A 25,613-nucleotide genomic window follows, 5' to 3' on the forward strand; every position below is an offset into this window, starting at 1 on the left:
TGTCGGCGGCACCCGGCAAGATGGTCGGCGTGAAGAAAACCAGCGCGTTGAGCCGGTTCTCGCCCGCGACCCGGGCGTGGTTCGGCGACGTCTTCGAGGCGGCCACCCCGGCCCAGCTCGAAGCGTGGGACGCGATCACCGCGGGCCGGGACGCGCTGGTGGTCGCCCCGACGGGCTCAGGAAAGACGCTGGCGGCCTTCCTGTGGGCGCTCGACCGGCTGGCGACGACACCACCGCCGGACGATCCGAAGCTACGCTGCCGAGTGCTGTACGTGTCGCCGCTGAAGGCCCTCGCGGTCGACGTCGAGCGCAACCTGCGCGCGCCGCTGATCGGCATCCGTGAGACCGCCCGCCGGCTCGGTGAGGCGCCCATCGAGGTCGAGGTCGCCGTACGCTCCGGCGACACCCCGGCGAACGAGCGACGTCGGTTCGCCACCCGTCCGTCCGACGTACTCATCACGACGCCGGAGTCCTTGTTCCTTCTCCTCACCTCGCAAGGCCGCGAGTCATTGCGAGGTGTCGAGACGGTCATCGTCGACGAGGTGCACGCAGTCGCCGGGACGAAACGGGGCGCCCACCTGGCCTTGACGCTCGAGCGGCTCGACGAGTTGCTGCCGAAGCCGGCGCAGCGGATAGGCCTGTCCGCGACGGTCCGGCCGGTGGAGGAGGTCGCGCGATTCCTCGGCGGCGAGCGGCCGGTCACGGTCGTGCAGCCCAAGTTCGCGAAGCAGTGGGACCTGAGCGTCGTCGTGCCGGTCGAGGACATGGCTGAACTCGCCGCGACCGAGGTGGAGACCTCCGGCTCGGCCGCCGGTCCGCAGCAGCACGCCTCGATCTGGCCGCATGTGGAGGAGCAGGTCTTCGACCTGATCAGTCAGCACAAGTCCACGATCGTCTTCTCGAACTCACGCCGTCTCGCCGAGCGCCTGACCGCCCGGTTGAACGAGATCGCTGCCGAGCGCGCCGAGCTGGAGCTGCCGGAGCTCGGCTCGCCGGCTCAGCTGATGGCGCAGTCAGGCGGATCGCTCGCGGCGCCGCCGTTGATCGCGCGCGCCCATCACGGCTCCGTGAGCAAGGAGCAACGGGCCCTGATCGAGGCCGATCTGAAGTCGGGACGGCTGCCGTGCGTGGTCGCGACCAGCAGCCTCGAGCTGGGCATCGACATGGGCGCGGTCGATCTGGTCGTCCAGGTCGAGGCGCCGCCGTCGGTCGCGAGTGGGCTGCAGCGCGTCGGCCGAGCGGGTCACCAGGTCGGAGCGGTGTCGCGGGGCGTGCTGTTCCCGAAGTTCCGCGGCGACCTGATCGACACCGCGGTCGTCGTCCAGCGGATGCGCGACGGCCTGATCGAGAGCCTGCACATCCCGGCGAACCCGCTCGACGTGCTCGCCCAGCAGATCGTCTCGATCGTGTCCCTCGACTCGGTCGACGTGGACGAGCTCTTCGCTCTGGTACGGCGTTGCGCGCCGTTCGCGACACTTCCGAGGTCGGCGTACGACGGCGTCCTCGACATGCTGTCCGGGCGCTACCCGTCGGACGAGTTCGCGGAGCTGCGGCCGCGGATCGTGTTCGACCGGGTCAGCGGCGAGATCTCGGGACGGCCGGGTGCCCAGCGGCTCGCGGTGACGAGCGGCGGCACGATTCCCGATCGCGGCCTGTTCGGCGTCTTCCTGGTCGGCGAGTCGACCAACCATCGCGTCGGCGAGCTCGACGAGGAGATGGTGTACGAGTCGCGCGTCGGCGACGTGTTCACGCTCGGCGCGTCGAGCTGGCGGATCGAGGACATCACCCATGACCGGGTGCTCGTCTCCCCCGCGCCTGGTCAGCCGGGCCGGCTGCCGTTCTGGAAGGGCGACGCCGTCGGGCGGCCGGCAGAGCTCGGTGCCGCGACGGGCGCGTTCGTCCGGAAGATGGCGTCGTTGCCCGCGGGCAAGGCCGTCGAGCGCGCGCGGGCCGCAGGCCTCGACGAGTACGCCGCCAACAACCTCGTCTCGTACCTTGCCGAGCAACGTGACGCGACCAGCCGGGTGCCCGACGACGTGACGATCGTGGTGGAGCGCTTCCGCGACGAGCTCGGCGACTGGCGCGTCTGCGTGCATTCGCCGTACGGCGGTCAGGTGCACGGGCCGTGGGCGCTGGCGATCGCCGCGCGGCTCCGCGACCGGTACGGGATGGACGCGCAGTCGGTCTCGGGTGACGACGGGATCGTGCTGCGGCTGCCCGAGACGGACGAGGCGCCGCCGGGTGCGGAGCTGGTGCTGTTCGATCCGGCCGACATCGAGGATCTGGTGACCACTGAGGTGGGCGGGTCGGCTTTGTTCGCGGCACGGTTCCGGGAGTGTGCGGCGCGCGCGTTGCTGCTTCCGCGACGCAACCCGGGACGCCGGTCACCGCTGTGGCAGCAGCGTCAACGCGCGTCGCAACTGTTGAGTGTGGCGAGCAAGTTCGGGTCGTTCCCGATTGTGCTCGAGACACTGCGCGAGGTCTTGCAGGACGTGTACGACCTGCCCGCGTTGAAGGATCTGCTGACCGGGATCAGCGAGCGCCGGATCTCCGTGGTCGAGGTCGAGACCTCCGAGGCATCCCCGTTCGCCAAGTCCTTGCTGTTCGGCTACGTTGGCGCGTTCATGTACGAGGGCGACAGTCCCCTCGCCGAGAAGCGTGCCGCGGCGCTCGCGCTCGACCAGAGCCTGCTGGCCGAGCTACTCGGCCGGACCGAGCTGCGTGAGCTGCTCGACGCCGAGGTCGTACTGCGCACCGAGGCCGAGCTGCAACGCCTGGCCGAGGACCGGCGCGCGCGTGATGCCGAGGGCCTGTTCGACGTGTTGCGGATCGTCGGGCCGCTGTCGTTGCCGGAGGCGATCCAGCGCTGTGTGAACGGTTCGGACGCCGAGAGCTGGCTGACGTCGCTGGCCGCCGCGCGCCGCGTCGTGCGGGTCCGGATCGCGGGCGAGCACCGCTGGGCTGTCGTCGAGGATGTCGCGCGATTGCGCGACGCGCTCGGCGTACCGCTGCCGCCCGGGGTGGCCGAGGCGCATGCCGAGCCGGTCGCAGATCCGCTCGGCGACCTCGTCTCGCGGTATGCGCGGACGCACGGCCCGTTCCGGGCGATCGATCTCGCCACCCACCTCGGGATCGGTGTCGCGGTCGTCAGCGAGGCGTTGCGACGCCTGGGGGCGGCCGGACGGGTCGTCGAGGGCGAGTTCCTGCCGGGTGGGATCGCGCTGGAGTGGTGTGACAGTGAGGTGCTCCGGCTGCTCCGCCGGCGTTCGCTCGCCGCACTACGGAAGGAGGTGGAGCCGGTCGATCCTTCGGCGCTGGCTCGCTTCCTGCCTGCGTGGCAAGGCATCACGAGTGGGCGCGGACGTGGGTACGACGTACTCCTCGGCGCGGTCGAGCAGCTTGCCGGATGCGCCGTACCGGCCTCAGCCCTCGAGTCGATCGTGCTGCCGTCACGGGTGCCCGGGTATCAGCCGTCGATGCTGGACGAGCTGACGGCGACCGGCGAGGTGGTGTGGGCAGGCTCGGGTTCGCTGCCCGGGACGGACGGCTGGGTGTCGCTTCATCTGGCGGACAACTGCGACCTGACGTTGCCGGACCCGGATCCGGCGTTCGAGCTGAGCGAGACACATCAGGCCGTACTCGACGCTCTGTCGGGTGGCGGGGCGTTCTTCTTCCGGCAATTGAGCGACGTGGTCGGCGCCAGCTCCGGCGTGGTCGAGGACGAGGCGCTGGTCACCGTCCTCTGGGATCTCGTCTGGGCCGGATACCTCACGAACGACACGTTGACCCCGGTCCGATCACTCGTCGGCGGCGGTCGTGGCAGTCACCGGACTCGCCGAGCGACGCCTCGTGCGCGGCCGGGACGCCCGCGGCCAGGGCGACCGGCGATGCCGTCGCGGAGCGGTCCGCCGACGGCAGGTGGACGGTGGTCGTTGCTTCCGGCCCGTAGTTCGGACGCCACCCGGCGCGCGCACGCGGCGGCCGAGACACTGCTCGACCGGTACGGGATCGTCACGCGTGGGTCGGTCATCACCGAGCGCACGCCTGGCGGGTTCGCGGCCGTTTACAAGGTGCTCAGCGCATTCGAGGAGTCCGGGCGGTGCCGGCGCGGGTACTTCGTCGCCGGGCTGGGTGCGGCACAGTTCGCACTGCCGGGCGCTGTCGACCGGTTGCGCGCGCTTGCGGAACTGCCTACCTCCAGAGCGGACGAGCCGTTCGGTCCACCGGGACCGTTCCGACCCGGTGCGGGCGGAGCGAGCCGCGGGCGCAAGGACGACGAGTTGACCGTGCGGGCCGTCGTACTGGCCGCGTCCGATCCCGCGAACCCGTACGGTGCGGCGCTGCCGTGGCCCGAGCGGGAGAACGCCGGCGGACATCGACCGGGCCGCAAGGCCGGGGCACTGGTTGTCATGGTCGACGGGCAACTGATCGTGTACGTCGAACGTGGTGGACGGACCGTGCTGAGCTTCACCGAGGACTCCGACCTCTTGCAGCCGGCGGTCGACGCGCTGGCGTTGGCGATCCGGGACGGCCAGCTCGGCAAGCTCAGCGTGGAGACGGCCGATGGCGAACAGGTGCGGCACACGGCGTTCGGGGACGCGCTGGCCAAGGCCGGTTTCCATGCGACGCCGCGTGGGCTGCGGCTTCGAGCGTGAGTAGATGCCCGAGGGAGACACCGTTTGGCGGGCCTGCAAGCGTCTGAACCAGGCCCTCGCCGGACAGCAGCTCACCAGCACAGACTTCCGTGTGCCATCGCTCGCGACGACCGATCTGAGCGGCCGGACGGTCCTCGAAGTCGTTGCGCGTGGCAAGCACATCCTGATGCGGCTGTCCGGCGGGCTCACGTTGCACAGTCATTTCCGGATGGACGGGAGCTGGCATCTGTACCGGCCTGGCGAGAAGTGGCGCGGCGGCCCGTCGCACGAGATCCGGGTGGTGCTCACAACGGCACCTTGGACCGCCGTCGGTTATCGGCTCCCGGTGCTCGACCTGGTCGGTACCGACGACGAGGACACCGTGGTCGGGCATCTCGGTCCGGATCTGCTGTCGCCGTCCTTCGACCGCGCGACGGCGATCTCGAACGTCGAGTCCGATCCCGGGCGGACCGTCAGCGAGGCGCTGCTCGACCAGCGCAATCTGGCCGGAATCGGCAACTTCTACCGGACCGAGGTGTGCTTCCTGCTCGGCCTGCACCCGTGGCTGGCGGTCTCGGCTGTCGACGTACCGGCCGCGGTCGATCTGAGCCGGAAGCTGATGAAGGCCAACGTTCGCAACGGCGTGCAGGTGAGCACCGGGATCGATCGGCACGGACAGCGCTCCTGGGTGTTCGAACGCGCCGGCAAGCCGTGCCGCCGGTGCGGTACGACGATCCTCACTGGGTCGCTCGGCGAGCCGACTCGCGAACGCGTCACCTATTGGTGCCCGGCCTGTCAGCCCGAGGCCTGACTGCCGGAAATTGCCCTGTGGACAACCCGTCCGCGGCGGCCGAACGCGGATACCTTCTCTGACGCATCGAACAGACGTTCGAAGCGGAGAGGAGACGGCGATGTGCGACCTGTGCGGCGGCCTGACCGACGATGAGTACGCGCAGCAACTCGAGCAGAAGATCCAGACCTACGGATGGGCGATGGTGTACGTCTCGGGTGACGGCCACCGCAATCCCGCCTTCGGGTACACGCTCGGCCTCAGTCTGTACGAGCATCCAGAGATCATCGTCTTCGAGGACCAGCCGGCGTACGCGCACCTGAGCCTGAAGCCGCTCGCCTGGGCGGTGATGGAAGGTGCCGAGTTCGACGAGGGCGACGACCTGTCATGCTTCTTCCCGCCGCCGGACACCGCGCAGCTCCTGCGGTTCCCTGACTCGGCGACGCATCTGTTCACGGCGAACACGATGTTCCGGCAGCCGGGCCGGCCGCCGCTGCCCGCCCTCCAGCTCGTTTGGCCGAGCCGGACGGCATTCATGCGGCCTGCCGACAGCCGACGGACTCCCGGTGGAGGAGCCCGATGAACCACGACTCAGGCGGCCGAAGCCACGACCTCGGGCTCGATCGCCGGATGCGCCAGCACCAGCGCCTCTTCGCGGGCCAGATCCTCGCTCACCTCGGCGAAGACCGTCGACAGCGGTACGTCGAGCGCCATGCAGATCGCCGCCAGCAGCTCGCTGGAGGCCTCCTTCTGACCGCGCTCGACCTCGGACAGGTAGCCGAGGCTGACGCGGGCGTCGGCGGATACCTCGCGCAGAGTGCGCCCCTGGCGCAGCCGCTTACGCCGCAGCACGTCGCCCAGCAGGCCACGAACCAGCACCATGAGGTTTCTCCCTTCCGCCTGTCCGGCCGTGTCTACCCGCACGGTAGCTCGGCCGTAGGAACCAACGGTACCTGTTGCTGGGTCACTACCTCTCGCAATGTCCACCTTCGGTGCGCCGTGCCAGTCTTCCTTACCTGTCACCATGCTGGTACCAACACCCCGTTCAGTCGAGTTCTTCCGCCACAACCGCGGCGCCGAGTTCCAGGACGGCCCGCACGCTCCCCCGCCGGACAGCTGTCCGATTCCCGGCCAGCTGCAGCTTCCGCACCTGTACCGAGCGGGGTCCGGCCGCCGCGACGTACACCGTCCCGGCCTGGATGCCTGCCTGCGGGTCGGGTCCGGCCACACCGGTCGTCGCGAGGCCGTAATCCGCTTCCAGACGCTCCCGTACGCCGCTGGCCAATGCCGCGGCCGTGTCCGGATGTACCGGGCCCACAGCGGCCAGCAGATCCTCCGGCACGCCCGCGAGCTTTGCCTTCAGATCAGTCGCGTACACCACGACGCCGCCCCGATACACAGCCGACACCCCCGGCACATCCGTCAGAACCGCACCCACCATCCCACCCGTCAACGACTCAGCCGTCGCCAGCGTCACGCCACGTTCCAGCAACAACTCGACCAGCCGGCCGACTGCCGCATCCAGTTCGTCCCCAGCCACCTGCCACCTCCAGATCGCAACCAGTCCCTGTACTCAACACCAGACGCACTTCGGGGCCCAGGCGCCGCGCACCCTCGACGGACGTGTTTCCGGCACCCGCGCCGAGGGCTTGGTCTGCACTTTCGGGGGCGGCGGTCCGTCAGCTCAGGATTGGCGACGGGTGCGTGACTAGACTTTCCGGGATGCCTAGGGCGAGGACCGGCGAGACGAAGAGCGGCGGGCGCGGGCGGTCGCTCGCGCAGGTGTACCGACGGTTCGGGGAAGGCGAGGGCGCGAAGACTTCGCCGCTGTACGGGCGCATCGCGGTCGCGTTGAGCGAGTCGGCCGAGGCGCTCGATGTCATCGAGTCCGCTCCTGCCCGCAAGCGCCAGCCGGCGATTGTGCTCGCCGCTCTGCACAACCTCGTCCTCGCCGGGGAGGCCCTAGCCCTTGCTCGAGCATTCGCTGTCGCCAGCGACGCCGCCACGCGTGAAGCCGGGCTGGACCGCATTGGTGCGGCAGCAGTTGAGGCCGTGGTTGGGAACGCCGGGGCGGTTTTGGGGCGGGTTCATGCGCGGAAGGTTCGCCCGGACGAGGGCGGGCGGCACGCCGTGTTGTACCCGTCGATCGGTGAGGTCGCGCGACGGGTTGGAGCGGGATCGGTCGGGCTGATCGACGTCGGGCGCTCCGCTGGGCTGAATCTCACGGTGGACCAGGTTGGGATCGCGTACGGGAATGGGCAGTCGCTCGGGGATCCGGCCTCCGCGGTCCAGGTTGCGGCTTCGGTCGTCGGCGACGGGCAGCTGCCGCCGGTCGTGATACCGGAGGTCGTTGCTCGGGTGGCGGTCGGCGAGGACCTGGTTGATGTGACCGATGCGGAGGAGGTGCGGTGGTTGCGGGCGTGCGTACCGCCGGATCAGATCGAGCGGTTGGCGCGGCTCGAGGCTGAGTTGGAGCTGGCTGCGGGACGTCCTCCGGCGCTGGTCCCGGGTGAGGTCGTCGACGTACTGCCGGAGGCGATCGCGAAGGTGCCGGATGGCGTACTGCCGGTGGTGATGACGACGTGGGCACTCTCGAACCTGGATCTCGAAGGGCGGCTGCGCTTCCTGCAACGCCTCGACGAGGCGGCGACAAAGCGTCCGGTGGCATGGGTGTCGGTCGAGGGCGTCGGCGTTGCCCCCGGCATCCCGACGTACGGCGACCGACGAGCCTCGGGCCACAGCATCATCGGCGTGAGCGTGTTCGACCACTCGTCGTTCCACGCCACCGCAGTCGGCCGCTGCTGGCTCCGCGGCGAACTCCTCACCTGGCTCGCCGAGCCGTAGGTCACACGAGAGTCTCACCGGGCCCGCCGGCTAACCGAGAACACTGACCTTTTGGTCCGCCGACCGAAGTATCTGCCCACCCCGGGCGAGACACGGATAGCCCTGATTGGTGTTGTCCTGATGGACTGCTCGGCCACGGCGAAAGAGAGCCAGCGCTTTCCTCGCACGGTGCCGCGTCGCGAGCTGATCTGGATCGGCGTCTGTCGTCGTGCGCTACGGGCAAGGGCGGTAGTCGTCGACGGTGACGGGGAGCGGCGGCTGTCCTCGCGGGCGCAGGGAACGCGGCTGTCCTCAAGGAGCGCAGGAGTCGGTGGCTGTCCTCGAGAGCTGCGGAGATCGGCGGACTGTCATTCGCGCACCCCGGGTTCGGGCGGCTGTTCGTGGGTTACGGGAGGGGGCGTTTGGCGGCGGCTCGGAGGTGGAGGGCTCGGGAGAGGTAGTCGATGCCGGTGGCGACTGTGACCAGGACTGCGGCGGTCATGATTGCTGCGGCGGGCCAGTGGAGTATGGCCAGGTGGTGCCATGGGAGGAGGTAGAGACCGAGGGCGATGGCTTGGAGGACGGTTTTGAGCTTGCCGCCTCGGCTGGCGGGCATGACGCCGTGCCGGATTACCCAGAAGCGGAGGGCGGTGACGCCCCACTCGCGGACCATGACCAGAATCGTCACCCACCACGGGAGTTCGCCGAGGTAGGACAGGCCCAGGAAGGCGGCGCCGGTGAGGGCCTTGTCGGCGATCGGGTCGGCGATCTTGCCGAAATTCGTGACGAGGTTCCAGCGACGGGCGATGTCCCCGTCGAAGCGGTCCGTGACGATCGCGACGACGAACGCCGCCGTGGCGAGGAGGCGGTCGCCGGTGGCGTGACCGCCGTCGCGGAGCAGGAGCCAGACGAAGAGCGGAACCAGGACCAGCCGAAGTACGGTGAGCGCGTTCGGCACGTTCCAGGCGCTGGGCGCATGGAGCTGTCCGCCGGCTGCGCGCGGCGCCGGGTTGGTCGGCGGGTTGGTCACGCGGTCAGGTTAACTGCCGGGCGGGTGTCTGGCGTGTTCACGAGTGCCGCGAACTCGGCGATCAGGTCGACTCCGTCGCTCGCCACCACCTTCGCGGACACCAGATCGCCCACCCGGATCCCCTCCGGAAGACCCGTCACCGTCGTCGTACCGTCCACCTCGGGACCCTGATGCGCGGCCCGTCCCTCAGCCTTCACCCCGGCGTACGCATCCCCGCTCGCCGTGTCGTGCTCCCCCTCGCCCGCGACGTCCACCAGGTTGCCGTCCGCGATCGCGCTGAGCCCGGCGTCGGTGTCGGTGAGCTCGGGGTGCGTCGCGGGGGAAGTGGTCGGGGTCGGGTGGTTGGTGGTGCGGTCTAGGGACTCGACGAGGACCTCGATGAGTTCGCCGATCCGGGATTCGGCGCGGGCGGAGGTGAGGTCTTCGGCGAGGCGGGTGACGCGGTCGAGGCGGGCGGCGATCGTGTCCTCGTCGAGCTTGCCGTCGTACGTTTCGGCCTCGGTGCCGTCCTCGTCGGAGTAGCCGAAGACGCCGATCGCGTCCAGGCCGGCGCGGGTGAGGAAGTCGCAGAGGATATCGACGTCTTCCTCGGTCTCGCCGGGGAAGCCGACGATGACGTTGCTGCGGATGCCGGCGGTCGGGGCGGCGGCGCGGACCTGGGCGATCAGTTCCAGGAAGCGTTCGGAGTCGCCGAAGCGGCGCATGCGGCGCAGGAGCGGGCCGGAGGCGTGCTGGAACGAGAGGTCGAAGTACGGGACCACGCCAGGGGTGCCGGTCATCGCGGCGATCAGGGTGGGGCGCATCTCGGCGGGTTGCAGGTAGGAGACGCGTACGCGGGTGATGCCGGGGACCTGGGCGATCTCGCCGACGAGGGTCTCGAGCAGGCGGAGGTCGCCGAGGTCCTTGCCGTACGACGTGGAGTTCTCCGAGACGAGGAAGAGTTCGCGTACGTCGTTCTCGGCCAGCCACTCGGCTTCGCGGAGTACCTCCGCGGGGCGGCGGGACATGAAGGCGCCGCGGAACATCGGGATCGCGCAGAACGCGCAGCGGCGGTCGCAGCCGGAGGCGAGTTTGAGCGGGGCCATCGGTCCGCCGTCGAGGCGGCGGCGCATGACGCGGGGGCCGCTCGCTGGGGCGGTTGCCAGGTCCGGGGCATCGATCTTCAGCTCTTCCGGTGCACCGGTGACGAAGCGGCCCTTCAGCCCACCCGATGCCGACGCGGAGCCGGTCGGCCGGAGCGCGTCGGGAATGTGGTCGCCAAACCCTGCGTTCGCGGAAGCCGCGCCGCCGGTGGCGCCCATGTCGGCAGGCGAAGTCCCGACGCCGGCAACCGTCGGGGCGTCGGCTGAGGCGATGGTCGAGCCTGTGCCGACTGTGGACGCAGCCGCGGTGTCGGCGGCCCGTGGGACGGAGGCGGCTGGGGTGTCGGTGGGGGTTGTGGACGGGGTGGGTGCGGAGGCTGCTGGGGTGTTGCCGTGGCCGGGGAGGGAGATGGCGGGGGCGGAGTGGCGGTCGGCGGGGGCCAAGGGGAGGAGTTTGCGGCGGTCTCGGGGGGTGTGGGGGTGGTGCTTGTTGCCGGCGAGGATGGCTCGTAGGCGGTCCGAGATGTCGGTGTAGTCGTCGAAGCTGAGGACTGCGTCGGTCTCCGGGAGCGCTTCGGCGAGTTGTTCGCCGTAGCGCTCGGCGAGGCAGCCGACGGCGACCACTGCTTGCGTGCGGCCGGAGTCTTTGTAGTCGGCGGCGGCCAGCAGGGTGTCTACTGAGTCCTTCTTGGCGGCCTCGACGAAGCCGCAGGTGTTCACCACCACTGTGTCTGCCTCGGCGGCGTCGTCCACCAAGCGGAAGCCCCCGGCTTCGAGACGGCCGGCGAGTTCTTCGGAGTCGACGTCGTTGCGGGCACAGCCCAACGTGACCAGGGCGACGGTGGTGGGTGGCGTAGTCATCCCCACGAGTATGACGCGCCGTACACGTCGGTACCTAACTCAGTACGTCACACGCCCACGTCACACGGCTACTCACACATACCTGCCCGGTTGCCCGGCCCGCAGGCAGGAGTTCGCCGCAGTTGCGTTGGCGTCGGGGGGCAGGGGTTGGGTGGTGGCTTTGCTGGGTTGCCCCCTGCTGTGCGCGCCAAGCCCGTGGTGGTGGCCTGCGGTGCTCCCTCGGTGGGGTGCTCGCGGGTGGGGGGCACACGGTGGCGCGGCAGGCGGTGAGGCGGCGCGGGGTCGGAGCGGCGCGCGTTCGGGGGGCTCGCGGTGGGCGGCTCGCAGTGGGCGGCTCGCAGTGGGCGGCTCGCGGTGGGGTGGGGTTAGGTTTTGGTGAGGGTGCCGTTGGGGTGGGCGGTGAACTTGGTGAGGGTGGTGGGGATTCGTTTGCCGTTGAGGACGATGATCAGGTTGTTGGGGTTGCCTACCTGGACGCGGATGTCGCCGGCGCTGGTGACGGACTGGGCGATGCCGGGGCTGAGGCGGCCCTGGAAGATCTTGCGGTTGGTGCGGTCGCGGACCGTCAGGTAGGTGCCGTCGTTCCTCGCCGTCATCGTCAGCTCGGTCTTGAGCGCGGGCGGCTTCGCGGACGGCTTCTTGGTGGGCTTGGCGGTCGGCTGCGGTGTCGGCTTCGGGGTCGGCGTCGTGACGGTGGCGGTGGTGGTCGCGGTCTTGGACGCGTTCGCCTCGATGTCGCTGGGCAGCGTGAACAGGCGGACCATCCCCCAGCCCATCAGGCTGACGAGGATCGCGCCGACGACGACGGCCCAGCGTGGGCGGGCCGGGTTCAGCTTGGGTTTCTTGACCGCGGCGCGTTCCTCGCGGCGGGACTTCTCCTCCTCGGCGGCGTGTTCGGCGTCGAAGGCGGCGAGCAGCGGAGCAGGGTCGGCCTTGACCACGCGGGCGATCGAGCGGATGTGGCCGCGGGCGTAGAAGTTCCCGCCACAGCGGGAGAAGTCGTCGGCCTCCATCGCGATCAGCAGCCCGGTTCTGATCCTGGTCGCGGCGCTCAGCTGCTCGATCGTCATGTCGGCCCGCTCGCGGGCCGCCGTGAGATCGCTGCCGATGCTCACGTCCCACCGTCCTCTCTGTTTCGTCCGAGCTGCAAGATCAGGCCGTTCACAAGGTCGTCGGTCAGCGGACCGTCGACACCATGTCAATCAGGTCAACGGCCGCGGTACGGCGGGGTCACGCGCGCGTCAGAGTTGTTCCCTGACCGGGCACCGGGCGTCTGCGAGCATGTGCAGCGCCTGCACCACTTCCCCGTTCGACGGCCGCGCCGTCAACCCGAACGGTATCGCGAGTGAGGAGCCTGTCAGTCGGCGGTTCGCATCGGTCGTCTTACGGGTCGAGCTCGGCAGCGCGGCGAGGATCGGCCCAGGATCCTGCAGATGTACGGCGATCCGCCCGTCGTCGAGCGGATGCCGGCGCTGCAGCACCGTCACCTCTTCGATGTCCTCCCACCGGGTACCCACCCACTCGTCCCCGATGCGCAGCCGGATGCCGACCGAGTCGGCGACCAGCATGTCCCCCACCGTCAGCGCGCGGGCGCAGACGACGGCGAGGACGGCGAACGCGGCCGCGACGATCCAGCGCAGGATCCCGGTCGGGCTGGTCGACCCGGACGCGGCGAAGCCGATCGCGACCAGCGCCGCGCCGACGGCGAGGCCGCCGTGCACCTTCTGGGAGGCGCGCACGGTGAACGGCGTGGGCCCGGGGTCCACGTCGAATCGGTCCTGCCTGGGCAGTGCGCTCGCGGCGGTCACGGTCTCACTCTCCTCGCAGGGTGCTGATGAAGTCCTCTAGGTCGTCGGGTTTGACCAGGACGTCCCTGGCCTTGGAGCCTTCGCTGGGACCGACGACGCCGCGGCTCTCCAGGATGTCCATCAGCCGGCCGGCCTTGGCGAAACCGACGCGGAGCTTACGCTGCAGCATCGACGTGGAGCCGAACTGGGTGGAAACGATGAGTTCCGCCGCCTGTACGACCAGGTCGAGGTCGTCGCCGATCTCGTCGTCGAGGTCCTTGCTCGGCCCGGGTGCCGCGGTGACGTCCTCGCGGTACGTCGGCTGCAGCTGCTCCTTGCAGTGCTCGACGACGCCGCGGATCTCGTTCTCGGTGACCCAGGCGCCCTGGATCCGCATCGGCTTGCTCGCGCCCATCGGCAGGAACAGCCCGTCACCCTGACCGACCAGCTTCTCCGCACCCGGCTGGTCGAGGATGACCCGGCTGTCGGCGAGCGACGAGGTCGCGAACGCGAGCCGGGACGGGACGTTCGCCTTGATCAGACCGGTGACGACGTCCACCGACGGCCGCTGGGTCGCCAGCACCAGGTGGATGCCGGCGGCGCGGGCCAGCTGGGTGATCCGGACGATCGAGTCCTCGACGTCGCGCGGCGCGACCATCATCAGGTCGGCGAGCTCGTCGACGATCACCAGCAGGTACGGGTACGGCGTGAGCACCCGCTCGGACCCGGGCGGGGGCTTCACCTTGCCGCCGCGGACCGCCTTGTTGAAGTCGTCGACGTGCCGGAACCCGAACGCGGCGAGGTCGTCGTAGCGCATGTCCATCTCGCGCACGACCCACTGCAGCGCCTCGGCAGCCTTCTTGGCGTTGGTGATGATCGGCGTGATCAGGTGCGGGATGCCCTCGTAGTTGTTCAGCTCGACCCGCTTTGGGTCGACCAGGATCATCCGCACCTCGTCGGGCGTGGCGCGCATCAGGATCGAGGTGATCAGCGAGTTGACGAACGACGACTTGCCCGAACCGGTCGCACCGGCGACCAGCAGGTGCGGCATCTTCGCCATGTTCGCGACCACGAAGCCGCCTTCGACGTCCTTGCCCAGGCCCGCCACCATCGGGTGGTGGTCGTTGCGGGCGGTCGCCGAACGGATCACGTCGCCGAGGCTGACGATCTCCTTGTCGGTGTTCGGGATCTCGATACCGATCGCGGACTTGCCCGGGATCGGCGACAGGATCCGTACGTCGGCCGACGCCACCGCGTACGCGATGTTCTTCGACAGCGCGGTGACCTTCTCGACCTTGACCGCGGAGCCGAGCTCGACCTCGTACCGGGTCACTGTCGGGCCCCGGGTGTAGCCGGTGACCTGCGCGTCGATGCCGAACTGCTCGAACACCTCGGTCAGCCGGTCGACGACCTGGTCGGACGCCTTGGTGCGGGCCTTGTGCACCGAGCCGGGCTTCAGCATCTGCCCGTCGGGCAGCGTGTAGGTGATGTCGCCGGACAGACTCAGCTGTTCGACGCGCTGCGGCAGCGGGGTGTGCGGCGGCGGCTCGGGCGGCGGCGCGGACGGCTTGTCCGGCGCAGCGGCCGGCGCTTCGAAGGACCGCGCGGCGGCAGCCTCGTCGACGTCGTACGGCTCGTCCTCGTCCACGAGCGGCTTGGACTTGGTCTTGCGGCCGCGCTTGGGCGCTTCCTCGAGCACCGGCGAGTCGTACGGCCTGATGGCCGGGTCGTTGTCGTCCTCGAGTTCGGCTTTAGCCCGGCGCTGCTTGCGGGTGAGCCGAACCGTGTCGTCGGTCGGCGCGCCCTGTACCGACGGGGCGTCCGCGGGGAGCTCGGTCCGGCCCATCAGTACGTCGAAGGCCGCGCGGAACCGGAGCGGGATCGCGTACACCGGCGTGCCCGTGATCACGAGCGCGCCGAAGATCGACAGCAGCACCAGCAGCGGAGCGGCGACGTACTGCGTGAGCAGGTCGGACAGGAACGACGAGATGAAGTACCCGATGGCGCCGCCGGCGTCGCGGAGCGGGCCGTCGGCCGGGTTGTTCGGCCGGGGCAGGCCGTTGGCGATGTGGATCAGGCCGAGAACGCCGAGGCAGACGGCGGTCCACCCGATCACCTGCCGGCCGGCGGGACCGTTGCGGTCCGGGTGCCGCAGGGTACGGACGGCGATCACGACCAGCATCAGAGGCAGGGCCCAGCCGAGCATGCCGATGCTGCCGCCCACCACGGTCCGTACGCCGTTGCCGACCGAGCCGGGCAGATCCCACCAGATCGCGGCGGCCACCACGACAGCCAGGCCGATCAGGAATAGACCCGCGCCGTCACGGCGGTGCTCCGGCTCCAGGTCGCGGGCACTGTGGCCGATCCCCCGCACCAGGCTGCCGAGCAGATGGGCGATGCCGATCCAGACTTTCACCACCCCACGGCCGAGCGCGAGCATGGCGGCCGCGAACGGTCCTGGTCCGCTGTTCTTGGGCGTGCTGGTCCGCGCGGCGGATGATCCACCGCGCTTGGAGCTCTGCCCACGCTTCTGGGCACCGGACGGACGGGAGCGTCCACCAGCAGCCGAACGGGCCGTGCTGGGCCGCTTGGCTGCCGACTTCTGCGCCCGCGCCGGGGAAGACGTGCGGGTCGCCATATTGATCAGGCTACCCCGATTACCCCACGAGTCCCACGTGTCACACGCCGATCACACCGGCTCATCCGTAGCATCACGACTGCGCCGCAGCCGTCCCAGGTGCCACAGCACGACGTACCAGCCGAGCGCGGCCAGGCCGCCTGACACGAGCCCGGAGAGGATCAGCCGTACGGCGGTCTCGCCCGCAAGGCCACCGTCCGCCCGGCCTACTTCCACGACTGCACCGACGAGGGCGAAGAGGACCAGCGCGCCCAGTACGACGTACCGAACCCAGGCCGGCACCTTGTCACCAGGAGTGACCGCGGGAGGCGTACGGCGATACCAGTGGTACAGCCAGACCGCGAGAACCAGGCAGCCGCCGACAGTGCTGACGTACTGCAGGGGGCGGTTCACGTCGGCGAGCCCCGGAATCTCACGGACGAAGTAGCCGTCGCCGTGGGTGAACGAGTCCCACACGACGTGCGTCAGCGAGCCGATGACAGCGGACACGACCAACCAGACGACGTTGGGGAAACCCTTGCGAGCAGGTAGGCGCGCCGCGAGCGGAGGCGGCGCAAGCGCGATCAGCGGCCGCTTCAGCACGATGTTGAACACGGCAACGAGTAGCAGCGCCAGCAGCGGATCCAGCCAGAACGCGGACATGAACGAGTGGGTGAGTGTCAGCGTGAAGTTTCCGTTGATGTACCGCGTCGCGAGCCGGTAGAGCACGTCGACGTACAGCAGGTCGGGCGCCACCGCACCGGCCACCAGCGCCGACGCGACGAACGGCCGCCGGACCAGTGGGAGGACGGCCGCGGGATGGGCGAGCGTGAACGGCACCGGTCAGGCCCCCGTCACGCCGTCCAGCTGCTCCCGGAGCAGGTCCGCGTGGCCGCAGTGCCGTCCGTACTCGCCGATGAGGTGGATGTAGATCATCCGGAGCGTGGACTCGGTACCGCTGAAGGTGAACCGGTCGTCGAGCGAGTGCCCCGCGGCCGCGTCGTCGGAGAGCTTCCACTCGGCGATCAGACCGTCGTACGCCGCCTGCGCGCCGGCCGGGTCGATCAACTCGAAGTCGGCGTCCTTCCCCAGTTCGGGCGCGAACAGCGGCTCGGCCGGGTCGTCGGCGAAGTGGATGCGGAACCAGATCCGCTCGACCTTGGTCAGGTGCCGGATCAGGCCGAGCAGCGAGAGGTTCGACGGCGGCGAGGGCCGCGCGGCCAGCTGTTCCGCGGTCAGTCCGGCGCACTTGTACAGCAGCGTGGTCCGGTAGAAGTCGAGATATCCCTGCAGCAGTTCACGTTCGGGGGCGGTCAGCGAGCCGTCGGGCCGCTCGACATCAGGGGCGGTCCAGACCGCGGCGTTGGTCGTCACGAGGGCTATCCAACACCAGCGCGGTCTCGTCTCACTCCTCGTTCGAGGATCTCGGATCGTGAGATTCGCACTGGCGTGGGCCGTGGCCTGTTCGTTACCGTTCTCGGCAGGTCATGAGTGTCAGCGACAAGCCCCGGCTCGCTGGCCGGCAACCCTCCTCCGCGGTGGGGTGCCCCGGGTGAAGACCAGGCCGTGCGGATACCCCGCTCGGCAAGCGCGGACTTCCTGGGAGCAGCAGCATGTCGATCCTGTCCATTCTCGAACCGGCCGGCGCGACGACGGCGCGGCCGACCGTCGCCCGACACGTCACCGGCAACATCCCGGCCACAGTCGGCTCGGACCTGCTGGTCCCGCTCGCCGACGGCCGGGTCACCGACTACGCGAACTTCGACCACGGTGCGAGCGCGCCGTGTCTGGAGTCCGTCCGGGCCAGCGTCGAGGCCGCGCTCCCGTCGTACGCCTCGGTGCACCGCGGCAACGGCTACGCGTCCCGCATCACCACCCAGTGGTACGAGCGGGCCCGCGCCGAGGTCCACGCGTTCGTCGGCGCCCGCCCCACGGACCAGGTGATCTTCACCCGGCAGACGACCGACGCGCTGAACCTGCTGGCGCACGCGGTACCGGCGGACGCGACCGTGATCGTGTTCGAGTCCGAGCACCACGCCGCGCTGCTCCCCTGGGCCGCCGAGCGGACCGTCCGGCTGCCGGCGCCGGCCAGCCCGGCCGAGGCCGTCACGAACGTCGCCGACGCGCTCCGGCAGGCGCCCGAAGGTCCGCGGCTGGTCGTCGTCACCGGCGCCTCGAACGTGACCGGTGAGATCTTCCCGGTCGCAGAGATCGCCAAGGTGGCCAAGGCGCACGGCGCACGGGTCTGCCTGGACGCCGCGCAGCTCGCGCCGCACCGCCCGGTCGACATCACCCTCCTGGATGTCGACTGGGTGGCGGTGTCCGGTCACAAGCTCTACGCGCCGTACGGCGCCGGCGCGCTGATCGGCCGCTCGGACTGGCTCGACGCCGCTGACCCGTACCTGTACGGCGGCGGTGCGACCCACGCGGTCACCAGCGACACCGTGGTGTGGACGACCGGTCCGGCGCGGCACGAAGGCGGCTCCCCCAACGTCATCGGCGCGATCGCGCTGGCCAGCGCCTGCGCCGCGATCAGCAAGCACCGCGACGCGATCGAGCAGCACGAGCGCAGCCTGCTGGCCCGCCTGCGGACCGGACTCGCCCAGATCGACGGCGTCACGACGTACTCGATCTTCGGCGCGGACGCGGATCGCGTCGGCACGGTCTGCTTCACGGTGCAGGGACTGACCTCGACGCTGGTGTCCGCGGCGCTGAGCGCCGAGTACGGCATCGGCGTCCGCGACGGCAAGTTCTGCGCCCACCTCTTGGTCGGCCACCTGCTCAGCACCGGGAACGAGCACGGTACGGCCGTTCGCGCCAGCCTCGGTCTCGGGACGACGCGCGAGCACGTGGACCGGCTCGTCGCCGCGGTACGCACGCTGGCCACCACCGGCCCGCGGACGGAGTACGCGGAGACCGCGCACGGCTGTCAGCCGTCCGACGATCCCCGCGACCTCGACGCTCCGCGCATCTGGTAGCTCAGCCCTCCTACTGCTCAGGAGGTACGAGACCTACGTGGTGAGCAGCGAACGCCAGTAGGTCGGCCCATTCCGACGCGACCATCGCGGCAGGTTTGCCGAAGCCATGGCCGGTGTTGACCTCTACCCGGGTCAAGACGGGCTGCGGACCGGACTGGGCGTTCTGCAGCGCGGCGATGAACTTGTGGCTGTGCAACGGGACGACGCGGTCGTCGTGATCACCGGTGACCACAAGAGTTGCCGGGTACGCCGTACCGTCACTGACGCGGTGCAGTGGCGAGTAGGCGAAGAGATCCTCGAACTGATCGGGGTCATCGGGCAGACCGTAGTCGGACGCCCACGCTGCTCCGACTGTGAACAGGTGGAACCGCAGCATGTCCAGTACGCCCACGCCGGGCAGTGCGACCGCGAAGAGATCCGGGCGTTGCGTCATGACCGCACCGACGAGCAGCCCGCCGTTGCTACGTCCGTGAATCGCCAGCTGCGACGGTGTGGTCACACCGGTGTCCCTCAGGTGCTCTGCGACCGCGATGAAGTCGTCGAAGACGTTCTGCTTGTTCTTGAGTCGCCCTGCGTCGTGCCAGTCGCTGCCGTACTCGCCGCCACCGCGGAGGTTCGTGATGACCAGCACTCCCCCGGCAGCCAGCCACGCCGGCCAGCCAGGGCGGTAGTCGGCCTGGACCGGGATGCGGAAACCGCCGTACCCCCACATGAGCGTCGGCCTCGGCGCCGAGAAGTCGAGATCGGCCCGCGTGATCAGGAAGTACGGCACGGGGCCGTGCACTCGGGTCACGGTCACCTCCGGCGGCGTGAAGCCACCGGTACCGCGAACCAGTTCCGGTAGCGCGCGTACGCCGCCCGAGTCGGTGGCGACGACGTACGAGAGCGTGGGGTTCGTGGTTGTCGACAAGCCGATGAAGAGCTCGGCGTACTTCGGCCCTGCGTTGAATCCGACCACACCGCCACCGGGCACATCGACGACGCGCGCACCGGACCCGTCCAACGCGTACAGCGTCAGCACGGACTGGGCGTCGACGAGCGTCAACGTGGCCAGGCCGTCCGCGGTAGCGCGTACGGCCTGCAGCGTGGACTCCGCCTCCGGGATGAGGTCCGTGAACTCACCTGCCAGGTCCGACAGCACCACGCGACCGCGGGGCGCGCCACGGTCGGTCCGTAGTACCAGGCGGTCGCCGGACATCCGTACGAACGCGATCTCGTCCACGAACTCGTCGACGACCTTCACCGGCTCGCCGAACCCGTCACTGCTGATCGGGTAGACCCAGAGCCGCGTACTGGGGTCAGTGCCCTCGGTGATGTGCACGACGAGGTACCGGTCGTCGTCGGAGACCTCAGGGGTGATGAAGAACTGGTCTTTGCCCGGGAAGCTCAGCACGAGCTCGTCGTCGGACTGCGGTGTGCCCACGCGGTGCAGCATCAGCCGTCCGCCGGTCAGAGAGGTGGTCTCCGTGCCCTCGGCGCGTCCACTGGACGGGTAGTGCAGGTACAGGTACGCCGAGCTGTCCGGGAGCCACGTCGCCTCGCTGAACTTGGCCTCCGACACCACGTCGTCGACCGGCGTGCCGGTGGCGATGTCGAGCAGCCGGAACGTCGTCCAGTCGCTGCCGCTCTCGTTGATGCCGTACGCGAAGTACTTGCCGTCGGGGCTGACCGTGAACGTGCCGAGCGAGTCCGTGCCGTCCTCGGACAGCGTGTTCGGGTCGATCAGCACGCGGCCGCCGGACAGCAACTCGTCCAGCGACTCGGCCACGTAGATCACGTCCTGCGCGCGGGTGCCGTCGTTGCGGCCGACGAAGTACCAGCCGGCCTTCTTCTCGGGTACGCCGGCCCGCGGGCGCGCCAGGATCGCGGAGAGGGTGGTCCGGAACCACTCCCGCTCCGGGTAGCCGGACAACTCGGCCTCGGTGAACGCGTTCTGCCGGTTGACCCAGTCCTGGGTGTCGGCTGAGTCAGGGTCTTCCAGCCAGCGGTACGGGTCGGCGATCTCGCGCCCGTGCAACGTCTCGACCACGTCGTCGCGGCGGCTCTCCGGGTAGGTCATGCTGACAACCTATGCAATCGCCGGTCACACTGCGAGCGTGATTACCGACCTGCTGGGCGCGGCCGCGGTGGTTGGCGAGCGGGTACGTCTCGACGTACTCCAGGAACTCCTCGCCATGCCCTCCGACGAGTTCCTGTCGGCGGTCGACGCACAGGTCCGCGCCGGCACCCTGGTACTGGCGCACAACGGAGGCGAGGCCTGGTTCGCCAACGAGGCGGTACGGCGGGACGCTGAGGCCGGACTGCCCCTCGTGGTCCGCGCAGACCTGTGCCGACGGGCCGCAGCTGCTCTGGACGACGTAGAGCATTGGTCGGCGGCTGTGGCAATGACCCCGGAGCCCGCTGAACGCGCGAGGTTGCGGCTGAAGCTCGCCAAGGCAGCCGTACGGGCAGGTGAGCTCAAGACAGCTCACGCGGCCGTTACGGTGGCTGTTGCGTACGCCCGGAGCTCACCGGACCCTGAGGTGCTGGCTGAAGCCGCGCTGACACTGGAGCCGATCGGAGAGTCCACTTGGGACGGGGACATTCACCAGTGGTGCACTGAAGCGCTGGCACACCGAAGGAGCGCGCGGCTGCTGGCGCGGCAGAGTCAGGCGGCTACGTACCTTGGCCGCTGGGCTGAGGCCTTGGCAACTAGCCAAGAGGCTGTCCAGGAAGCGCCCGACGACCTAGATGCGCTGACGGCACGCCAGCTGGCCACCAGCGGTCCCGACGACGTCGACGAGCTGGCCGCGACCGCACAGCGCATGATCGAGGTCGGTGTATCGACCGGTCGTGCAGACGTCGAACTACGAGGACGGCTGTGGCGGGTCGACGCACTCTGGTATTCCGGTGATCTCGCCGCGATCGCTACCGAGCTCGCCCCGATGCACAGCTGCGCCGGACGCATCGACGGACCGCACGGGCATTGGCATGTACTGATGACCCGTACGTCGCTCGCACTGGCGCGCGCCGAGTTCGACGATGCGGTGGCCCTGCTCGACGAAGCGCTCCACGGCTTCCGGGAGATCGGGCACCCGGCCGTCCACGGTGCGGAGATCGCGACCAGGATGCTCATCGGTCACCACCGCGGCCACACCGCCGAGTTGCTCTCCCCGCACGCCTGGCAGTTCGGGACAGACGTCCGCTGGGATTTCGGCGCCCGGCTCGTGCGGGCGTTCGTACTCGCCGACGCCGGCCGGATCGACGAGGCCGCGGCCGCGTACCAGCGCTGCGGGCGACCGGACTCCTGGCCACGGATGCGCGCCGCCGAATTGTTGCTGGAGGCAATCGCCGCGCGGGTCGCGGCCGCGGTCGGCGCGATCGGCGACGTCCGCGAGCTGCGCGCGAAACTGGAGGGTCGCCGCGGGCGGTACGTCGTCGGTGGTGCGGGCGGGACGAACTTCCTAGGCCCGGTCGAACTGTCGCTCGGTATCAGCGCCGCCGCCCTCGGCGACTTGGACGCGGCCGTCGCGGACCTGACGACGGCAGCCCAGCGTTCCCGCGCGATCGGCGCGCCCGGCTTCGCGGTGGAAGCGGACTGTCTCCTGGCCGAGGTGTACGCGAAGGCAGGAGATTTCGCGCGGGCGGGCGCGCTGGCGGCCGCGACGCTGCCGCTGGCGAAGACGCTCGGGATGACGCCGTGGGTGGCACGCCTCGGCAAGCCGGCGAGAGCGAGCAAGCCTTCGACGGCGAGCAAGCCTTCGACGGCAGCCGACCCGCTGAGCCCGCGCGAGCGCGAGGTCGCAGAACTTGTCGCCCAGGGCTCGAGCAATCGCGAGATCGCCGCCCGCCTCGTCATCTCCGAGCGGACCGCGCAGAACCACGTACAGCACATCCTCACCAAGCTCGGCTTCGCGAACCGAGCACAGATCGCCGCTTGGATGAGTAGGCAATGAGCAATTCGCACGATGCGCCGGCCAGGCGGCCGCGCGGATCGTGTGAGGCATGACGGAGCAGGAGAACCTCTGGGACCGGGTCACCACGACCTACTTCGCGGAACGGACCGGCTGGACGCCGTCCACAGGGTTCAACCAACGCACGAGCCGCGCTCGTACGGCGCCGGGGGTGCGCCTTTACGTGGACCCGATCTGCCCGTACACCTGGGTCGTCGCCTGCTGGCTCCGCGAGGTGAGCCAGCACCGCGACCTGGACGTCCGCTATCACGTGATGAGCCTCGGAATGCTGAACGAGGGCCGGGACGACGACTACACAAGGAACCTGCACGCCGGTCCGTCTCGGGTGGCGACGGCGATCGTGGAGACCGAGGGCCGCGATGCCTTCCGCACCTGGCACGCGGCGTTCGGCGACCTGATCTTCGACGAGTGGCGCTACCCGGCACCCGAGGAGTACCGCGAGGCCTGTAGATCAGCACTCGCGGCAGCCGGTCTGCCCAAGACGCTCCTCGAGGCAGCCGACACGACCGAGTACGACGCCGCGCTCCGGCGCAGCCACGACGAGGGCACTCTCCCGGTCGGCGTCGACGGCGGTACGCCGGTCGTCCACCTGGACGGGGTCGCGTTCTTCGGTCCGGTGCTGAACGCGGTCCCCCGCGGCGACGACGCGCTCCGGCTGTTCGACGGCGTACGGCTGCTCGCCAACTCGCCGGACTTCTTCGAACTCAAACGCACCCGTTCCACACCGCCGGACGTGCGCTACCGTCCGACCAAGGGAGAGCTATGAACGACGACGAACTCTGGGCCGCGATCGACGCACAGCGTCTGCGTACCGCCGACCTGCTCGAAACGCTCACCGACGACGACTGGTCGCACCGCTCGCTGTGCGACGGCTGGACCGTCCGCGACGTCGCCGCCCACCTCACGCTCCAGCAGCTGACCCTCGGCGGCGGACTGAAACTCGCGCTCAAGCACCCGGGCAGCCTCAACCGGACGATCCAGGCCTCGACCCGCGCCAAGGTGCGCCGGCCGACCGCACAGCTGATCGCGGAGATCCGCGCGATGGCCGGATCACGTCGGCACAACTTCGGCGTCACCGCACAGGAGACGCTGATCGACATCGTCGTCCACGGCCAGGACATCGCCGTACCGATCGGCCGCTCGCTCCACGTCCCACCTGAGGCAGCGAGAACCGCCGCACAGCGGGTCTGGGAGTGCCGCGGCAGCAGACTGTCGAAGGTCTTCCAGCCGATCCCGTACGACGACCTGAACCTGCAGGCGACCGACATCGAGTGGAGCGTCGGCCACGGCCCCGAGCTGCGCGGCCCGATTCTCGGGCTGCTCCTGTTCCTGACCGGGCGCGCCGTCGTGATACCCCAACTCGACGGACCCGGCGTTCAGGCCCTGCAGAACACGTCGTCCTCACCGGCTCCGGTGGGCGGCATCCCGCGCAGGCGCCGGAGCCGGTGAGTCCGACTGGCCTCGACCTCAGGCCGGGGTGAGGTCCTTGGTCCACAGGACCTTGCCGAACAGGTTCCGCAGCGACACCGTGAACACGCCGGTCCGCGGGTCGATCCGGGTGTGCCCGAAGAACTGGTTGCCGGCCGCCGGCGACTGGCTCGGGAAGTCGGCCGCCTTCGACCACACGACCTCCGGGCCGAACGTGTTGTCGAGCGCGTTCGGGCCGAACGTACCGGCGTTGATCGGGCCGGCCACGATCTCCCAGAACGGGTCGAAGTCGGTGTACGCCGCCCGCGCCGGGTCGTAGTGGTGCGCCGCCGCGTAGTGCACGTCCGCGGTCAGCCAGATCGCGTTGCGTACCTTGCGCTTCTTGAACTGGCTGAGTACCCAGGCGATCTCGTGCTCGCGACCGCCCGGCGCACCCGGCAGCCCGTTCGCGACCGCCTCGACCAGATTGCCGTCCGGTACCAGCAGGCCGAGCGGCATGTCGCTGGCGATCACCTTCCAGGTCGCGCGCGACGCCGCCGCCTCACGCACCAGCCAGGCGGCCTGCTCGGCGCCGAGCATCGCGACCGGCCCGGCCGTCGACGGCACCGGGTTCGCGCCGCGGTACGTGCGCATGTCCAGGCAGAACACGTCGAGCAGCGGCCCGTAGCTGACCTTGCGGTAGATCCGGTCCCGGCCCGCGACGTGCTCCATCGGCAGGTACTCCAGGAACGCCTTCTTCGCCCGCGCAGCCAGTACGTCGACGCGCCGCTCGACGTACCGCGAGTCGTCGAGGATCTCCCCCGGGTACCAGTTGTTCAGCGTCTCGTGGTCGTCCCACTGCGCGACCAGCGGTACGTCGGCGTACAGCCCGCGAACGTTGGCGTCGAGCAGGTTGTACTTGTACCGGCCTCGGTACTCGGCCAGCGTCTCCGCGACCTTGGAGACCTCCTCGGTCACCACGTTCTTCCAGATGGTGCCGTCGGCAACCTTCAGCTCGGCCTGGATCGGGCCGTCGGCGTAGATGTTGTCGCCGGAGTGCAGGAAGAAGTCCGGGCGGGTGTCGTGCATCGCCTTGTACGCGATCATCCCGCCGAGGTCCGGGTTGATGCCGTACCCCTGGCCGGCCGTGTCGCCGGTGAACACGAACGACACCTCACGGTTGCGGCCCGGGGTGTGGAAGGAGCCGTCGAGGGTCTCGCCGATCCGTCCGTTCGCATCCTCGAAGCCGAGGCGGTAGTCGTACCGCTGGCCGGGGCGCAGACCGCGCAGCGGCAGCCGCGCGGTGAAGTCGTCGCCGGCGTCCGTCTTCGGGCCGCGCAGGCTGATCGCCCGGTCGAACCTGCCGTGGCTGGTCAGCTGGACGACGAGCCGGCCCGGCCGGTCGGCGCGCGCCCAGACGACGGCCGAGTTCGGAGTGACGTCGGCGCTCGCGATCCCGGAGGGCAGCGCGGCGCGGTCGCGACGGACAAGCGGGGCGGCAGACGCCACACCCGGCACGGCGAGAGATGCACCGGCGGCGGTGGTGGCGGCAAGGAGTTGGCGGCGACTCAGTTTCATGACCCGAAGGTGCGCTCCAGGAGTGACCGCCAGGTGACAGCCTGGCTAACTCGGCGGCAAATCGCCCTGGAGC

19 protein-coding genes and 1 riboswitch are annotated in these 25,613 nt (G+C 69.8%); of the genes, 8 read left to right on the top strand and 11 right to left on the bottom strand.

Annotated elements, in window-relative coordinates:
- The first annotated feature begins 20 nt into the window (after positions 1-20).
- The 3 genes from ACFYRU_RS24860 (at position 21) to ACFYRU_RS24870 (ending at position 6,007) form a co-directional block, all read left to right on the top strand.
- A complete protein-coding gene (locus ACFYRU_RS24860) occupies positions 21-4,655 on the top strand; it encodes an ATP-dependent helicase (RefSeq protein WP_387662790.1) in 4,635 nt (1,544 codons plus the stop codon).
- Between the two features lie 4 nt (positions 4,656-4,659).
- Positions 4,660-5,445, top strand: coding sequence for an Fpg/Nei family DNA glycosylase (locus ACFYRU_RS24865; protein ID WP_387662792.1), 786 nt, complete (start codon positions 4,660-4,662; stop codon positions 5,443-5,445).
- Between the two features lie 100 nt (positions 5,446-5,545).
- Positions 5,546-6,007 (top strand): DUF4262 domain-containing protein, encoded by a 462-nt coding sequence (locus ACFYRU_RS24870; protein WP_387662793.1) that lies wholly within the window; start codon positions 5,546-5,548, stop codon positions 6,005-6,007.
- Between the two features lie 8 nt (positions 6,008-6,015).
- On the opposite strand, the gene ACFYRU_RS24875 is transcribed toward ACFYRU_RS24870, so the two are convergent.
- Complete coding sequence (locus tag ACFYRU_RS24875) at positions 6,016-6,306, bottom strand: helix-turn-helix domain-containing protein (RefSeq protein WP_167213467.1); 291 nt, start codon at positions 6,304-6,306, stop codon at positions 6,016-6,018.
- 163 nt (positions 6,307-6,469) lie between these two features.
- Positions 6,470-6,964, bottom strand: a complete 495-nt coding sequence (locus ACFYRU_RS24880) for a CinA family protein (RefSeq protein WP_387662795.1) — start codon at positions 6,962-6,964, stop codon at positions 6,470-6,472.
- A 182-nt stretch (positions 6,965-7,146) separates the two neighbouring features.
- On the opposite strand from ACFYRU_RS24880, the gene ACFYRU_RS24885 reads away from it, so the two are divergent.
- Entirely contained in the window at positions 7,147-8,268 is a 1,122-nt protein-coding gene (locus ACFYRU_RS24885) for a DUF2332 domain-containing protein (protein WP_387662797.1), read from the top strand.
- A gap of 385 nt (positions 8,269-8,653) precedes the next feature.
- Here ACFYRU_RS24885 and pgsA read toward each other — a convergent pair whose 3' ends face one another.
- From pgsA to ACFYRU_RS24920, 7 genes are all read right to left on the bottom strand, one after another.
- Complete coding sequence (pgsA, locus tag ACFYRU_RS24890; protein WP_387662798.1) at positions 8,654-9,277, bottom strand: CDP-diacylglycerol--glycerol-3-phosphate 3-phosphatidyltransferase; 624 nt, start codon at positions 9,275-9,277, stop codon at positions 8,654-8,656.
- Positions 9,274-11,220, bottom strand: a complete 1,947-nt coding sequence (locus tag ACFYRU_RS24895) for a radical SAM protein (RefSeq protein ID WP_387662800.1) — start codon at positions 11,218-11,220, stop codon at positions 9,274-9,276. Before ACFYRU_RS24895 ends, pgsA begins: the two co-directional genes overlap by 4 nt.
- A 365-nt stretch (positions 11,221-11,585) precedes the next feature.
- Positions 11,586-12,335: a RodZ domain-containing protein gene (locus ACFYRU_RS24900; protein WP_387662802.1), complete on the bottom strand. Its 750-nt coding sequence runs from the start codon at positions 12,333-12,335 to the stop codon at positions 11,586-11,588.
- A 126-nt stretch (positions 12,336-12,461) separates the two neighbouring features.
- The gene (locus ACFYRU_RS24905; RefSeq protein ID WP_387662803.1) at positions 12,462-13,028 is read right to left on the bottom strand and encodes a hypothetical protein; all 567 of its coding nucleotides are present in this window, start codon (positions 13,026-13,028) and stop codon (positions 12,462-12,464) included.
- 4 nt (positions 13,029-13,032) lie between these two features.
- Positions 13,033-15,447 (bottom strand): DNA translocase FtsK 4TM domain-containing protein, encoded by a 2,415-nt coding sequence (locus ACFYRU_RS24910; RefSeq protein WP_387662953.1) that lies wholly within the window; start codon positions 15,445-15,447, stop codon positions 13,033-13,035.
- 249 nt (positions 15,448-15,696) lie between these two features.
- Positions 15,697-16,464, bottom strand: a complete 768-nt coding sequence (locus ACFYRU_RS24915; protein ID WP_387662805.1) for a DUF4184 family protein — start codon at positions 16,462-16,464, stop codon at positions 15,697-15,699.
- A 3-nt stretch (positions 16,465-16,467) separates the two neighbouring features.
- On the bottom strand, positions 16,468-16,998 hold the full coding sequence (locus ACFYRU_RS24920; RefSeq protein WP_387662807.1) for a DinB family protein: 531 nt from the start codon (positions 16,996-16,998) through the stop codon (positions 16,468-16,470).
- A 109-nt stretch (positions 16,999-17,107) separates the two neighbouring features.
- Positions 17,108-17,221: riboswitch (SAM riboswitch) on the top strand.
- A 16-nt stretch (positions 17,222-17,237) separates the two neighbouring features.
- Between ACFYRU_RS24920 and ACFYRU_RS24925 the strand changes: the two genes are divergently transcribed.
- The gene (locus ACFYRU_RS24925) at positions 17,238-18,602 is read left to right on the top strand and encodes an aminotransferase class V-fold PLP-dependent enzyme (RefSeq protein ID WP_387662809.1); all 1,365 of its coding nucleotides are present in this window, start codon (positions 17,238-17,240) and stop codon (positions 18,600-18,602) included.
- Between the two features lie 10 nt (positions 18,603-18,612).
- Here the strand turns inward: ACFYRU_RS24925 and ACFYRU_RS24930 are convergent, their stop codons facing one another.
- The gene (locus ACFYRU_RS24930; RefSeq protein ID WP_387662810.1) at positions 18,613-20,661 is read right to left on the bottom strand and encodes a prolyl oligopeptidase family protein; all 2,049 of its coding nucleotides are present in this window, start codon (positions 20,659-20,661) and stop codon (positions 18,613-18,615) included.
- A gap of 37 nt (positions 20,662-20,698) precedes the next feature.
- Between ACFYRU_RS24930 and ACFYRU_RS24935 the strand changes: the two genes are divergently transcribed.
- From ACFYRU_RS24935 to ACFYRU_RS24945, 3 genes are read left to right on the top strand one after another with little or no spacing between them, the layout of a single operon-like run.
- Positions 20,699-22,537 (top strand): LuxR C-terminal-related transcriptional regulator, encoded by a 1,839-nt coding sequence (locus ACFYRU_RS24935; protein ID WP_387662812.1) that lies wholly within the window; start codon positions 20,699-20,701, stop codon positions 22,535-22,537.
- A 49-nt stretch (positions 22,538-22,586) separates the two neighbouring features.
- Entirely contained in the window at positions 22,587-23,321 is a 735-nt protein-coding gene (locus ACFYRU_RS24940) for a disulfide bond formation protein DsbA (protein ID WP_387662814.1), read from the top strand.
- Complete coding sequence (locus ACFYRU_RS24945) at positions 23,318-24,004, top strand: maleylpyruvate isomerase family mycothiol-dependent enzyme (RefSeq protein ID WP_387662816.1); 687 nt, start codon at positions 23,318-23,320, stop codon at positions 24,002-24,004. Before ACFYRU_RS24940 ends, ACFYRU_RS24945 begins: the two co-directional genes overlap by 4 nt.
- Before the next feature lie 18 nt (positions 24,005-24,022).
- On the opposite strand, the gene ACFYRU_RS24950 is transcribed toward ACFYRU_RS24945, so the two are convergent.
- Positions 24,023-25,540: an alkaline phosphatase D family protein gene (locus tag ACFYRU_RS24950; protein WP_387662818.1), complete on the bottom strand. Its 1,518-nt coding sequence runs from the start codon at positions 25,538-25,540 to the stop codon at positions 24,023-24,025.
- Between the last annotated feature and the right edge of the window lie 73 nt (positions 25,541-25,613).

The organism is Kribbella sp. NPDC004536 (genome assembly GCF_042873835.1).
Classification (GTDB): domain Bacteria; phylum Actinomycetota; class Actinomycetes; order Propionibacteriales; family Kribbellaceae; genus Kribbella.